This is a genomic window from Xylanibacter caecicola, assembly GCF_013166515.1.
Classification (GTDB): Bacteria; Bacteroidota; Bacteroidia; order Bacteroidales; family Bacteroidaceae; genus Prevotella; species Prevotella caecicola.
The window spans coordinates 89,689-103,713 of record NZ_JABKKJ010000003.1 but is presented as its reverse complement, the minus strand read 5'-3'; the positions used below and the strand labels follow the sequence as shown (position 1 = coordinate 103,713).

Below are 14,025 nucleotides of genomic sequence, written 5' to 3'. Positions count from 1 at the left end.
ACATCTACTTATATGTATTCGGCAGACTCTACGTCGACACAAGGAGCAACGGCGGTGCAACAGGCGGTACAGGATACTGCACACGCCAATGTGTCGCTGCATCCGTCGCAGGTGCTGAAAAAACTGCCGCGCGACGCCACGCCGTGGCAGCAGGACTCTGCCATACAGGCATCCATACATATAGAAAACACCCACCTCAGTACACGTCCGGACACGCTGCACCTGCCGGGACAAGACAAGGGCAAGAGCTACAAGGACATTTCCATACCCCTATACTATAAGGAAAGTTTCTTCTCCAAAGACTCGCTGTATCATCCGGAGATAATTGCAGGACGGTATGGCGTGGCAGGCGACCCCGTGCCATATACCATCAAAGGCGACAACATCATAACAGCCATGCTCCTCGGCGGGTTCATCCTCGCGCTGATAGCATTTGCCAACTCGCGCCGCTTCATCTTCATGCAGGCACGCAACTTCTTCTTAGAGTCGTGCGAAAGCCGGAACGAAATGACCGAAACAACCAGCGAATACCGTTTTCAGTTTTTCTTCCTCCTGCAAGCATGCCTGCTGCTGTCCGTGATAGCATTCATCTACACACAAGACCGCATAGCCGACACATTCGTGCTCGAGTCGCAATATCACCTCATAGCAATATTCTTCGGCTCGTTTTCGGCATATTTCATAATAAAGATGATGCTCCAAACGTTTGTCAACTGGGTGTTTTTCGACAGTCGCAGCAGTAGCCGCTGGTTCAATTCTTCACTGTTCATCACATCGACGGAAAGCATCGCGATATTCCCGCTCGTAATGCTCATGTCATACTTCGACCTGTCCACGCAAAACGCAATCACCTACATGGCAATTGTCATTATATCTGTTAAAATATTGTCATTTTATAAGTGCCTGATAATCTTTTTCAAACGGAACGCCGTTTTTTCGCAAATATTTTTGTACTTTTGTGCCCTTGAAATAATGCCTTTGCTGCTGTTATACGGCACTTTGGCTACGATAATAGATTACTTGAAAATCAATTTTTAGGACATCGATGATAAAAAAGATTTTAATATCGCAACCCAAGCCGTCAAGTGAGAAATCTCCTTATTTCGATATCGCCAAAAACTATGGCGTGGAATTGGTTTTCCGCCCGTTCATAAAGGTGGAAGGACTTACGTCAAAAGAATTCCGCCAGCAGAAAATCAGCATTCTGAACTACACTGCAATTGTGTTTACATCGCGGCATGCCATAGACAATTTCTTCAATCTTGCCAACGAAATGAGACTGGCAATACCCGAAGACATGAAGTACTTCTGTGTAACCGAGACCATAGCACTTTATATACAGAAGTACGTGCAATACCGCAAGCGTAAGGTGTTCTACGGAAACACGGGCAAGATTCACGACCTGATACCTGTCATGGTCAAGCACAAGAACGAGAAATATCTTGTGCCCATGAGCGATGTCAACGACGGAAGCATGAAAGAAATGCTCGATTCCAAAAAGTTGAACCACACCGAATGTGTAATGTACCGCACTGTGAGCAACGACTTTACGGAAGAAGAAGTAAAGACATTCGACTATGATATGTGCATATTCTTCAGCCCGTCGGGCATAAGCGCATTCAAAAGCACTTTCGGAGACAGCAAGAACGACAGTGTGAAAGTGGCGACATTCGGTCCGGCTACGGCAAAGGCCGCACACGACGCGGGGCTGGAGGTATCCATCGAAGCACCGTCCAAGGAGTGCCCGTCCATGACAGGAGCACTGAAAAATTATCTCGAAAAGCACAATAAATAAACATCCGAGTGAAATCCGCCACACTGACACTGGCAAAAACGGAGCGCATATCCGGCAGGACACTGCCGGAAGAACTCTTTAACGGAGGGAAGAGCCGGTCTATGTCAGCATTTCCTATAAGGATGATATACATGCGGACCGAGAACGGCGAAGACAACACACCGGGCGCAAAAATACTGGTAAGCGTACCGAAAAGACGTTTCAAGCATGCCGTAAAACGCAACAGAGTAAAACGTCAGATACGTGAGGCTTACAGAAAAAACAAAAGCATAATACTCGGAAAACTGCACGACTGCGAACGGCAAAGCATAGCGATAGCTTTCATCTGGCAGGACAACAGCCTGCACAAGAGTCCGGAAGTGGAAGACAAGATAATAAAACTTCTAACCAGATTGAGGGAAAAGCTATGAAAGCCATAAAGAAAGCCATAAGCTTGGTATCGTCGGCACTGGTCAGAATACTATGCCTGCCAATCATATTTTACCAAAGGTTTATATCGCCTTACACGCCTCCCGTATGCCGGTTCACACCCTCATGCTCGGAATATGCACGACAAGCACTGATAAAGCACGGACCTGTAAAGGGTATGGCACTGGCAATACGACGGCTGTTACGCTGTCACCCGTGGGGAGGAAGCGGATACGACCCCGTACCGTAAGAAAAAGAATTTTAACAACAGCGGTCTATGGCTGAACGACATCCATAACACCGCAATAAACAATATATCAACTACGACTTTACGATAACTGTCCGTAAAGATGTATTTATACATTAAAGTAAAATGAAAAAGAATTTTGTTGAAGAACTGAAATGGCGCGGAATGCTGGCACAGATGATGCCGGGAACAGAGGAACTGTTACAGAAAGAAACCGTCACGGCATATCTTGGCACTGACCCTACGGCAGACTCACTTCATATAGGACACCTCTGCGGGGTGATGATGCTGCGCCACCTGCAGCGCTGCGGACACAAACCGATAATCCTTGTCGGCGGAGCCACAGGAATGATAGGCGACCCGTCGGGTAAAAGTCAGGAGCGTAACCTGCTTGACCAGGAAACATTATACCACAACCAAGAGTGTATAAAGAAACAGGTATCGAAGTTCCTTGACTTTGAAGCCACCGGTCCCAACAGTGCCGAAATGGTGAACAACTACGACTGGATGAAGGATTTCACATTCCTCGACTTTGCTCGCGAGGTAGGAAAGCACATAACAGTGAACTACATGATGGCTAAAGACAGCGTACAGAAACGCCTCAACGGCGAGGCTCGCGACGGTCTGTCATTTACCGAGTTTACATATCAGCTGCTTCAGGGATACGACTTCCTTTATCTGTACAAGAATAAGGGATGCAAGATGCAGCTCGGAGGCAACGACCAATGGGGAAACATGACCACCGGAACGGAACTGATACGCCGCACTCTGGGCAACGATGTCGAGACATACGCGCTGACATGTCCGCTCATAACAAAAGCGGACGGAAAGAAGTTCGGAAAGACCGAAAGTGGCAACATCTGGCTCGATCCGAAACGCACATCTCCCTACAAGTTCTACCAGTTCTGGCTGAACGTGAGCGATGACGACGCCGAGAAGTACATAAAGATATTCACAAGTCTCGACAAGGAGACCATCGACACACTGGTGGCAGAGCACAGACAGGATCCGGGACAGCGCATATTGCAGAAGCGTCTGGCACAGGAAGTGACCGTAATGGTGCATTCCGAGGAAGACTATAACATGGCGGTAGAGGCCTCGGGCATACTTTTCGGCAAGTCGACAAAAGAAAGTCTGCAGAAACTCGACGAACAGACACTGCTCGACATATTCGAAGGCGTACCGCATTTCGAACTGCCGAAAGAGATGCTCGGACAGCCAGCCATCGAATGTTTCACATGCGACGACGCAAAGATATTCGCAAGCAAGGGCGAGATGCGCAAGCTGACACAGGGTGGCGGAGTGTCGCTGAACAAGGAAAAGCTTGCTGCCACCGACCGTGTGGTGACAAGCGAAGACCTCATAGGCGGCAAATATCTGCTTGTTCAGCGTGGAAAGAAGAACTATTTCCTGGTTACGGTGAAATAAATACACCGGTCTCTATTATCCATTGTATAAGCTGATTACCGCAAAAAACAAATAAAAAAATTTGGTAGTGGCATAAAAAACCACTACCTTTGCACAACTTTTCAACCATTGATTGTCCAATGGTGTAATGGTAGCACAACAGGTTTTGGTTCTGTTTGTGGTGGTTCGAATCCGCCTTGGACAACATTCGTGAAACAAGAAAGACCGGCACAACCGGTCTTTTTTCGTTACATGTAAAATCCATAACTCCAACACACAGAAACAAATAAGGGGCATTTTCCTTTGAATGATTGCTTTTTTCGTATCTTTGACATCGTATTCCACTCCGTCCAATATACTTACGCTCGACAAAAAACAAATGAATTTGTTATTTTGTTCTCGACTTATTCGTATCTTTGACTACGTCTTCGACTGCGTCCAATATACTCTCGCTCGACAAAAAACAAATGAATTTGTTGTTTTGTTCTCGACTTATTCGTATCTTTGTCATGCCTAAACAATATATAAAGCATATCACATATTTACTTGACAGTATACTCTGCATTTTCCAACTGCAAATGGCAGATAAACTTAAATAAATAAAGACTTTTTATGAAAACAAATTATGAAATTCGCTATGCAGCCCATCCTGAGGATGCAAAAAGCTATGACACCAAAAGAATACGCCGCGACTTCCTTATTGAAAAAGTGTTTGCGGCAGACGAAGTAAACATGGTATACTCCATGTATGACCGTATGGTTGTGGGCGGTGCAATGCCTGTTGCCGAAGAACTGAAGCTCGAAGCCATCGACCCGCTTAAGGCGCCATACTTCACTACACGCCGCGAAATCGGTCTGTTTAATGTTGGCGGTGCCGGCACAGTGAAAGTGGGAGACGAGACTTTCGAACTGGGCTATAAAGAAGCGCTCTACATCGGACGCGGCGACCGTGATGTCACATTCAGTAGCAAAGACGCAGCAGCTCCTGCCAAGTTCTATTTCAACAGCGTAACGGCTCATAAGGAATATCCTTGCAAGAAAGTAACGAAGGCTGAAGCAGTTGTCGCTCACATGGGAGCACTTGAGACAAGCAACGAACGCGACATAAACAAAATGCTCGTATCGCAGGTGGTTCCTACCTGCCAACTGCAAATGGGAATGACGGAACTGGCACCGGGAAGCGTATGGAACACCATGCCTGCACACGTGCACAGCCGCCGCATGGAAGCATATTTCTATTTTGAAGTTCCCGAGGATCAGGCAGTTTGCCACTTCATGGGCGAGATAGACGAGACCCGCCACATATGGATGAAGGGCGACCAGGCGGTGCTTTCTCCCGAATGGAGCATCCACTCTGCCGCAGCAACCCACAACTACACGTTTATCTGGGGCATGGGTGGCGAGAACCTTGACTACGGAGACCAAGACTTCTCGTTGATTACGGACTTGAAATAAGCAGAGCATATAAAAGTCCTATATGTCCTATAAGACTTATAATCCGTATAAGGAATAATGTCAAAGAACAATATATATACATTACAAAAACATCAAAAATCATGACAAATCTTTTTTCACTTGAAGGGAAAAACGCCTGGATAACAGGTGCCTCCTACGGCATCGGCTTCAACATTGCAAAGGCTTTCGTTGCTGCCGGAATAAAGAACATTATCTTCAACGACATCAATGAAGCAGCTCTCGAAAAAGGACTCGCAAACTATAAGGAAGCCGGAATAGAAAACGTACACGGCTATGTGTGCGATGTCACAAAAGAAGATGACGTAAAGGCACTCGTAGAAAAGATACATGCCGAAGTAGGTAATATAGACATACTCGTAAACAATGCCGGCATAATCAAGCGCATCCCGATGCACGAGATGAAGCGTGCCGAGTTCCAGCAGGTGATAGACATCGACCTTGTAGGTCCGTTCATCGTAGCTTCTGCAGTACTTCCTGAAATGATGGAACGCCGCGAAGGTAAGATCATCAACATCTGTTCGATGATGTCCGAGCTTGGACGTGAGACGGTGTCTGCATACGCTGCCGCCAAGGGCGGACTGAAGATGCTTACACGTAACATCTGCTCCGAGTACGGCGAATACAACATACAGTGTAACGGCATTGGTCCGGGCTACATCGCAACACCTCAGACCGCACCTCTGCGCGAGCGTCAGGCAGACGGCAGCCGCCACCCATTCGACAGTTTCATCTGCGCAAAGACACCGGCAGGACGTTGGCTCGACCCCGAAGAACTGGGCGGACCGGCAGTATTCCTCGCATCACATGCGTCTGACGCAGTTAACGGACACGTGCTCTACGTGGACGGAGGTATACTGGCATACATCGGCAAACAGCCTTGATGCATATAATTCCCGAAATAAAAAAAAGATGTGCCACTTTTTACAATGGCACATCTTTTTTTATTACATCGTTTACTCTCAATCGTCCTCTACAGGCGAGAAGTCGTCTTTTCCAACACCGCACAACGGGCATACCCAATCTTCCGGAATATCCTCAAATGCTGTTCCGGGGGCGATGTTGTTATCCGGATCACCTTTTTCAGGGTCATAAATATAACCACATGTGTCGCATACAAACTTTTTCATAATACCTCCTTTTTTAAAAATTAATAATAAGTTAATGTAAGAAATCTATCTCTTGTTGTTCATAACGAACTCCGTACGTTCCACTATCTGTTCGGGGGATATGTTCTTCAGACAGAAGTAGTCACCCCTCATACACGGTTTGTTACCATATATGCTGCACGGTCTGCACGGCAGGTCTATCTGCACCGCGTTGCCGACACTCTGCCCCCACCCCATGAATCCTGCGTATGGATGAGTGGCGCCCCACACGCTTACGACCTGCGTCCCTGCCAATGAAGCAAGGTGCATGTTGGCGCTGTCCATGGAAATCATCACGTCCAAACGGCTCATCAGTGCCAGTTCTCCTTTTATACCGCGCATCAGCCCCGAAGCATCGGTACAGCGGTCGTACTTTCCGCACCATTCGCCGAAGACCTCCGTCTCTCTTGCACCGCCTCCAAAGAAGAATATACGGCTGTCAGGATGTCTCTCCAAAAGCTGCTGTACGACCTTCTCCATGAGCCGCACGGGATATATCTTACCCTCATGAGCTGCAAACGGTGCTATGCCTATCCACTTTTCCGAAGGCTGCTTGACGCCAATCTCTTCCGGAAAAACCTGTTCCGTGCATTCACCCGATGCAAAGAGAGACTTGAACTCTATTTTCACCGGATAACCGAGAGCGGCAAGAACATCGGCATAATTTTGGAATGACGACTGCAACTGCACCATCCGCTTAACGCCTGCAGCCGTAAGCCGCCTTTTATCGGCACGATGCTTGTCTATATGAGCAACCTTATATCCGTCCATACAGAAACGCATGCGCAAATAGTCCGAGCGCAGAACGCCATGTAAGTCGGCAATGGCTGTGAATTTCTTTGCCGCCAGCCTCCGGTAAAGAGCATTCAATCCCTTTATTCCCCGGTATTCACTCTTGATGTCAGCCTCCATAAAACTGACATTGGGTGCAAGATTTTCAAAGAACGGACGTGCAAACCCACGGCTCAGCATTGTTATCCGAAGGTCGGGATACTGTTTCGCCAGAGAATACACCACCGGCACAGTCATAGCGACGTCGCCCATGGCAGAAAAGCGAATTATCAGTATATGCTCGGTCTTCATCACTTCTTGTTATTGTACAGGACAGGATTTGTAGCAGGGTCGTTATACATTTTCATCTGCATATACACCTTCATATATTTTCGTCCTGCCTCGATGTCCTCCAACAGTTGATCTATTGCAGTACTAAGATCTGTCTGCTGTTCGAGCAGCACATCTAATTTGGAACGACATTTGTCACAATGTTCGGGTGTGGCATCGGTACGTTCCGCCTGCTCTTTCATGTGATAAATCTTCAAAGCAAGTATCGACAGACGGTCGACAGCCCACGCCGGACTCTCGGTATTTATACGGGCATCCGGCAGCACTTTCACCTCGCTGTACTTTGTGCGGAAGTAACTGTCAATCTGTTCTACGAGGTCTGTACGGTCCTGATTGCTCCTGTCTATGCGGCGTTTCAGGTTCAGAGCCTCAACCGGATCGATGTGCGGGTCGCGTATGATGTCCTCAAAATGCCACTGCACCGTGTCTATCCAGCACTTCAGATAGAGACGGTTCTCTATCGAGTCACGGTCGTATGGATTGTTTATCGGCGTATCTATGTTGTCTTTTACATGATAGTCGGCTATTGCCTGGTTGAACACCCGATTACAAAGTTGTGTGAATGTCATTTCTTAAATGTTTATTGGTTATATATGCAAAACTAATAATTAATTCCCGAAAAACCAACTAAAAACACAATATTTAAGCACTTACGAGGTTTTAGTTAAAAGATTTGTAAGCCAGGGAAGAGGAGGAAAATAAGGAGATAAAGAGAAGACAGGAGAAGATAAAAGGAGATAAAAGACGTATGCCCTATTGATGAAACCTGTAGGGATGCTCCCCGGAGCATCCGAAACCGCATGGCTTGTGTTATTCATAATCACTTCGGCTGCACCAGGGTACAGCCCTACTCGGAGGGTGAAAAGCGAATATAAAGAGGAGATAAAAGATACACGGAATATCCATTGGCGATATCAATCAAACCTCTCGGCAAAATCATGGATTGCAAACAGCGATGGTTACAGTTTCAAAAGGTGTCCTTTCAGCATGCAAGACATGACCTTTTACCTTCTAAAAGGTCACCTTTAGCACGCCAAAAGGTCGGCTATTGCAAAGCAGCCGGAAGCCGATGAAAACTGTAAGCAAAACCCTTTCGAATGTAACAAACCGTAAGCATTTGACTTGAAGTTTCATATCCGGACACTGACTTGAACATACATAACTTGAAACAATATACATACGGATGAAAATAGTAATAGACGATAAGATACCATACATACATGATGCTGTCAGCAGACTCGGAGTAGAGGCTGTATATATGCAGGGCAGCAAGATAGGACCTGCCGACGTGCGCGATGCCGATGCCCTGATAGTGCGCACACGCACAAGATGTGACGAGAGCCTGCTCGGAAACAGCCGGGTTAGTTTTGTGGCTACTGCGACAATAGGATACGACCATATTGACACGGAATATATGAAAAAGGCAGGCATAGAGTGGATGAACTGTCCGGGCTGCAACTCATCATCCGTGGCGCAATATCTTAAATCGGTATTGCTGTTACTATGGCGCGACAAAGGCATGTCACCGACACACACCACCATAGGCATTGTAGGACAAGGACATGTAGGCACAAAAGTGGCGGCAGTGGCAGAAAGCATGGGAATGCAAGTACTTGTCTGCGACCCACCGAAAGCAGAGGAAGGAGCAGAATGCAGATACGGCAAATTCGTGACATTGGAAGACATTGCACGCGAGTGTGACATAATAACATTCCATGTTCCTCTGACACGCTGTGGCAAACATGCCACGTATCATCTTGCAGGACAGGACTTTTTCGACAGTCTGCAACAGTGTCCCGTTATAATAAACACCAGCCGTGGTGCCGTGGCAGACGGCAACGCCCTGATTGACGCCCTATATAATAATAAGGTGAAAGATGCCGTGATAGACACATGGGAAAACGAACCCGACATAGACCTGCGCCTTCTTGACAAGGCTTACATAGCTACTCCGCATATAGCAGGATACAGCGCAGACGGCAAGGTAAATGCCGACAATATGGTGATAGAGGGGCTTTGTAATCACTTCGGTCTGGACAACCCCGGAAAGATAATGCCCCCGGAACTTCCCTACAACGTGACGGCACATCTGAAAGAGCTGCTCGAATGCCGTAACCCCAATAACGAGGAGTGTGTTAACAGAGACATCGCCCTTACACTTTATAATCCGCTGAATGATAGTACAAACCTTAAAAAAGCTCCTGATCGTTTCGAAGAGTTTCGTGGAAATTATCCTTTAAGACGCGAAAAATGGTAAAATAACAAGCAAAATGTTGCACAAAAGCATATGACATGTGCAATAATGCATGCTTTTTTGTAAGAAATATTTGCATAGGTAAATAAAAATTCGTTCCTTTGCAACCGATTTTTAAAGAATAAATCATTTTATAAACATTTTTAAAACAATACAACTATGTCAGAAATCGAATCTAAAGTAAAAGCCATCATCGTTGACAAACTGGGTGTAGACGAGGCAGAAGTAAAGGCAGAAGCAAGCTTCACAAACGATCTTGGCGCAGACTCTCTCGATACAGTAGAGCTTATCATGGAATTTGAGAAAGAATTCAACATCTCTATCCCTGACGATAAGGCTGAAACAATAGCAACTGTCGGCGATGCTATCAGCTACATCGAGGCTAATGCTAAATAATTAATGATGTATTGATTAGTGATTAGCAGTTTATAATATCAGCGATTAGTGATTAGCTTAATACTAATCATTAATCGCTGATGTTCTAATTGCCGATTGCTGTTCTTAAATATTTAATCATATAAGGAAATGGAATTAAAAAGAGTGGTGGTGACAGGTCTCGGAGCCGTGACACCTGTAGGAAACAATCCGGAAGACACATGGAAGAACCTTGTTGCCGGAGTGAGCGGTGCCGCACCTATCACATTGTTTGACAGTTCCCTGTTCAAGACACAGTTTGCATGCGAGGTTAAGGACCTCAACGTCACAGACTATATCGACCGTAAGGAAATGCGCAAGATGGACCGCTACACACAGCTTGCCATGATTTCTGCCATGCAGGCGGTAAAGGACAGCGGAATGGATCTTGAGACGGTGAACAAAAACCGCATCGGCGTAGTGTTCGGTGTAGGCATCGGCGGTATCAAGACTTTCGAGGACGAGGTTTCATATTATGGCAAGAACAAGGAGAACGGTCCCAAGTTCAATCCGTTCTTCATTCCTAAGATGATTGCCGACATTGCAGCAGGTCAGATTTCAATACAATACGGCTTCCACGGACCAAACTATACGACAACGTCCGCATGCGCCTCATCTACCAATGCAATAGCCGACGCATTCAACCTTATCCGTCTTGGCAAGGCAGACGCTATTGTCAGCGGCGGTGCAGAGGCAGCAGTCTGCGCCTGCGGCGTGGGCGGCTTCAATGCAATGCACGCCCTCTCTACACGCAATGACGACCCGCAGCATGCGTCACGCCCGTTCAGCGCAAGCCGCGACGGATTTATAATGGGCGAAGGTGCAGGATGCCTCATACTCGAAGAGCTGGAGCATGCAAAGGCACGCGGAGCAAAGATATACGCAGAAATGGTTGGCGAGGGCATGAGTGCCGACGCACATCACATAACGGCATCCCATCCGGAAGGACTCGGAGCGAAGCTCGTTATGCAGGCTGCGCTTGAGGATGCCGGCATGAAACCCGAGGACATTGACTACATCAACGTTCACGGAACATCAACACACGTGGGTGACATTTCAGAGGCAAAGGCAATAAAGGACGTGTTCGGCGATGCAGCATACAAGCTGAACATCAGCTCTACAAAGTCAATGACAGGCCACCTGCTCGGTGCTGCCGGAGCCGTTGAGTCCATGGTTGCCGTACTCGCCGTGAAGAACGACATTATTCCTCCTACAATCAACCATGAGGAAGATGACAAGGACGAGGAGATTGACTACAACCTTAACTTTACGTTCAACACCGCACAGAAACGCACCGTACGTGCCGCAATGAGCAACACATTCGGATTCGGCGGTCATAACGCATGTGTTATATTCAAGAAATATGACGATTAACAACATTATAGACCGAATAAGGCTCCCTTTCCGCAAGGAGAAGGAGCTTTATTCGTCTTTATACACGGTAATAGGATTTTATCCGCACAACATCAGCTTCTACAAGCAGGCGCTAATGCACAAGAGCATAAAGCAGCGCAACAGCAAAGGGCGCCCTGTAAACAACGAACGTCTTGAATTTCTTGGCGACGCAGTTCTCGATGCAATCGTGGGCGACATCGTCTACAACCACTTTCAGGGCAAGCGTGAGGGCTTCCTCACCAACACGCGGAGCAAGATAGTACAGCGCGACACACTTAACCGACTGGCGCAGGAAATAGGTATCAGCCAGCTTATCATGTCCAACAGACACACTTCCTCTCATAACAGCTATATGGAAGGAAATGCGTTCGAGGCCCTCGTGGGGGCAATATACCTGGACCGGGGATACAATGCCTGCATGCAGTTTATGCAAAAGCGCATATTGTCACAGCTCATCAACATCGACAAAGTGGCGTACAAGGAGGTCAACTTCAAAAGCAAGCTCATAGAATGGTGCCAGAAGAACAAGGTAAAGATAGACTTCAAGCTAATCGACGAGAAGAAAGACGAGAACTGCAGTCCGGTCTTCAAATACCAGGCTGTGGTTGAGGGCATCGAAGGCGGCACAGGCGAAGGCTACTCCAAGAAAGAAAGCCAGCAGCTGGCAAGCAAGAAGACACTGAACATGCTGAAAAGAGACTCCCAATATCTCGATGCTGTCTTTGCAGCCAAGACGGACCGTACAAAGATGGAAGAAGAGCCGGTCATGACCGTTCCTGAGACCGACGTAAAGACCGACTTTATAGTGTCGCAGAAAACTGAAGAGGATGCACCTGTTACGATAGAGCGTGAAAAGAAACAGAAGAAGGCGTCTGCCGTAAAAGAGCAGGAAGGCGAAGACGAGTTCGACCTGTCCGACATCACCGCACAGCCGAAAGCCATGGACAAGGAGGACATCATCGCCGCGGCAGAGGCGGCAGCATTCTCGGAGAACAGCTAAACAACAAGACATAATGAAGAGACTCTTTATAGAAACCTACGGATGCCAGATGAACGTGGCAGACAGTGAGGTCGTTGCATCGGTAATGAAAATGGCAGGCTATGACACCTGCGACGACATAAAGGATGCCGATGCCATATTTCTGAATACATGTTCGGTGAGAGACAACGCCGAACAGAAAATATACAACCGGCTGGACACGCTCAACGCAGAGCGCAAGAAAGGGCGCAGGCTGATACTGGGTGTACTCGGCTGCATGGCTGAGCGCGTAAAGAATGACCTTATAGACAACCACCATGCCGACCTCGTTGCCGGTCCCGATGCCTATCTTTCATTGCCCGACCTCATCGCACAGTGTGAGATGGGGCTGAAGGCGATGAACATCGAGCTGTCTACATCCGAGACCTACCGTGACATCGTTCCGCAGCGCATAGCCGGAAACCGCATCGGAGGATTTGTAAGCATCATGCGCGGATGCAACAACTTCTGCCATTACTGCATAGTGCCGTACACACGCGGGCGTGAAAGGTCGCGCGACGTGGAGAGCATACTGCGCGAGTGCCGCGACCTGCGGGAACGCGGATACAAGGAGGTGACACTGCTTGGGCAGAACGTAAACTCATATCATTATGTCTCCGGCGGCATGTCCGAAGGCAAGGAGAATGAAGAAGTGGTGGACTTCCCCAGACTTCTCCGCCTTGTTGCCGACACCGTGCCGGAGATGCGCGTGCGTTTCACGACAAGCAACCCCAAGGACATGAGCGACGAGACGCTGCATGTAATAGCAGAAAAGCCAAACGTATGCAAACACATACACCTGCCCGTACAGAGCGGCAGCGACCGCATACTCAAGCTCATGAACCGCAAATATACACGCCAGTGGTATATGGAGCGCGTGGAGGCAATAAGGCGCATCATTCCCGGCTGCGGCATTTCAACAGACATCTTTGTGGGCTATCATGACGAGACGGAAGAAGACCACCGTCTTTCGCTGTCGCTCATGGAAGAAGTGGGCTACGACTCTGCCTTCATGTTCAAATACAGCGAGCGTCCCGGTACGTATGCCTCTAAACATCTTCCCGACAACGTAAGCGAGGAGGTGAAGCTGCGCCGCCTTGCGGAGATGATAGACCTCCAGACACGCCTGTCGGCAAAATCAAACGCGAAGGATGTCGGAAAGGAGTTCGACGTGCTTGTCGAAGGCTTCAGCAAACGCAGCCGTGAACAGTTGTGCGGCCGCACGGAACAGAACAAGATGGTGGTGTTCGACAAGGGTTGCCACCACATCGGGGAGATTGTACGTGTAAGAATAACCGGCAGTTCGAGTGCAACGCTGAAGGGAGACGCGGTGTGACAACTCCG

15 protein-coding genes and 1 tRNA gene are annotated in these 14,025 nt (G+C 47.8%); 13 read left to right on the top strand and 3 right to left on the bottom strand.

Annotated features, from left to right (window positions below; genetic code table 11):
• Nucleotides 1-12: 12 nt before the first annotated feature.
• From HPS54_RS03195 to HPS54_RS03160, 8 genes are all read left to right on the top strand, one after another.
• On the top strand, nucleotides 13-1,038 hold the full coding sequence (locus HPS54_RS03195) for a DUF4271 domain-containing protein (RefSeq protein WP_172344032.1): 1,026 nt from the start codon (nucleotides 13-15) through the stop codon (nucleotides 1,036-1,038).
• 7 nt (nucleotides 1,039-1,045) lie between these two features.
• Nucleotides 1,046-1,795: a uroporphyrinogen-III synthase gene (locus tag HPS54_RS03190; protein WP_172344031.1), complete on the top strand. Its 750-nt coding sequence runs from the start codon at nucleotides 1,046-1,048 to the stop codon at nucleotides 1,793-1,795.
• Nucleotides 1,796-1,803: 8 nt separating this feature from the next.
• The gene (locus HPS54_RS03185) at nucleotides 1,804-2,205 is read left to right on the top strand and encodes a ribonuclease P protein component (protein WP_172344030.1); all 402 of its coding nucleotides are present in this window, start codon (nucleotides 1,804-1,806) and stop codon (nucleotides 2,203-2,205) included.
• Complete coding sequence (gene yidD, locus HPS54_RS03180) at nucleotides 2,202-2,453, top strand: membrane protein insertion efficiency factor YidD (protein WP_172344029.1); 252 nt, start codon at nucleotides 2,202-2,204, stop codon at nucleotides 2,451-2,453. Before HPS54_RS03185 ends, yidD begins: the two co-directional genes overlap by 4 nt.
• A 123-nt stretch (nucleotides 2,454-2,576) precedes the next feature.
• Nucleotides 2,577-3,878 (top strand): tyrosine--tRNA ligase, encoded by a 1,302-nt coding sequence (gene tyrS, locus HPS54_RS03175; protein WP_172344028.1) that lies wholly within the window; start codon nucleotides 2,577-2,579, stop codon nucleotides 3,876-3,878.
• 113 nt (nucleotides 3,879-3,991) lie between these two features.
• Nucleotides 3,992-4,062 (top strand) — tRNA-Gln (locus HPS54_RS03170).
• A gap of 407 nt (nucleotides 4,063-4,469) precedes the next feature.
• On the top strand, nucleotides 4,470-5,312 hold the full coding sequence (gene kduI / locus HPS54_RS03165) for a 5-dehydro-4-deoxy-D-glucuronate isomerase (RefSeq protein ID WP_172344027.1): 843 nt from the start codon (nucleotides 4,470-4,472) through the stop codon (nucleotides 5,310-5,312).
• A gap of 101 nt (nucleotides 5,313-5,413) precedes the next feature.
• The gene (locus HPS54_RS03160) at nucleotides 5,414-6,214 is read left to right on the top strand and encodes a gluconate 5-dehydrogenase (RefSeq protein WP_172344026.1); all 801 of its coding nucleotides are present in this window, start codon (nucleotides 5,414-5,416) and stop codon (nucleotides 6,212-6,214) included.
• A gap of 78 nt (nucleotides 6,215-6,292) precedes the next feature.
• On the opposite strand, the gene rd is transcribed toward HPS54_RS03160, so the two are convergent.
• Genes rd through HPS54_RS03145 form a run of 3 tightly spaced genes read right to left on the bottom strand, consistent with a single transcriptional unit; the run spans nucleotide 6,293 to nucleotide 8,169 of the window.
• Nucleotides 6,293-6,460 carry a rubredoxin gene (rd, locus tag HPS54_RS03155; RefSeq protein ID WP_172344025.1) on the bottom strand — a complete coding sequence of 56 codons (168 nt, stop codon included), beginning with the start codon at nucleotides 6,458-6,460 and terminating at the stop codon, nucleotides 6,293-6,295.
• Between the two features lie 45 nt (nucleotides 6,461-6,505).
• The gene (locus tag HPS54_RS03150; RefSeq protein WP_172344024.1) at nucleotides 6,506-7,561 is read right to left on the bottom strand and encodes a glycosyltransferase family 9 protein; all 1,056 of its coding nucleotides are present in this window, start codon (nucleotides 7,559-7,561) and stop codon (nucleotides 6,506-6,508) included.
• The gene (locus tag HPS54_RS03145; protein ID WP_172344023.1) at nucleotides 7,561-8,169 is read right to left on the bottom strand and encodes a DUF4254 domain-containing protein; all 609 of its coding nucleotides are present in this window, start codon (nucleotides 8,167-8,169) and stop codon (nucleotides 7,561-7,563) included. The genes HPS54_RS03150 and HPS54_RS03145 overlap by 1 nt, the downstream gene beginning before the upstream one ends.
• A 614-nt stretch (nucleotides 8,170-8,783) precedes the next feature.
• Between HPS54_RS03145 and HPS54_RS03140 the strand changes: the two genes are divergently transcribed.
• The 5 genes from HPS54_RS03140 to miaB all read left to right on the top strand — a co-directional run bounded on the left by HPS54_RS03140 (nucleotide 8,784) and on the right by miaB (nucleotide 14,017).
• Nucleotides 8,784-9,857: a 4-phosphoerythronate dehydrogenase gene (locus tag HPS54_RS03140; protein WP_172344022.1), complete on the top strand. Its 1,074-nt coding sequence runs from the start codon at nucleotides 8,784-8,786 to the stop codon at nucleotides 9,855-9,857.
• A 156-nt stretch (nucleotides 9,858-10,013) separates the two neighbouring features.
• Nucleotides 10,014-10,250: an acyl carrier protein gene (locus HPS54_RS03135; RefSeq protein ID WP_172344021.1), complete on the top strand. Its 237-nt coding sequence runs from the start codon at nucleotides 10,014-10,016 to the stop codon at nucleotides 10,248-10,250.
• Between the two features lie 129 nt (nucleotides 10,251-10,379).
• A complete protein-coding gene (gene fabF, locus HPS54_RS03130) occupies nucleotides 10,380-11,642 on the top strand; it encodes a beta-ketoacyl-ACP synthase II (protein ID WP_172344020.1) in 1,263 nt (420 codons plus the stop codon).
• A complete protein-coding gene (gene rnc / locus HPS54_RS03125; protein ID WP_172344019.1) occupies nucleotides 11,632-12,663 on the top strand; it encodes a ribonuclease III in 1,032 nt (343 codons plus the stop codon). Before fabF ends, rnc begins: the two co-directional genes overlap by 11 nt.
• A gap of 13 nt (nucleotides 12,664-12,676) precedes the next feature.
• Nucleotides 12,677-14,017 (top strand): tRNA (N6-isopentenyl adenosine(37)-C2)-methylthiotransferase MiaB, encoded by a 1,341-nt coding sequence (gene miaB, locus HPS54_RS03120; RefSeq protein ID WP_172344018.1) that lies wholly within the window; start codon nucleotides 12,677-12,679, stop codon nucleotides 14,015-14,017.
• Nucleotides 14,018-14,025: the final 8 nt, after the last annotated feature.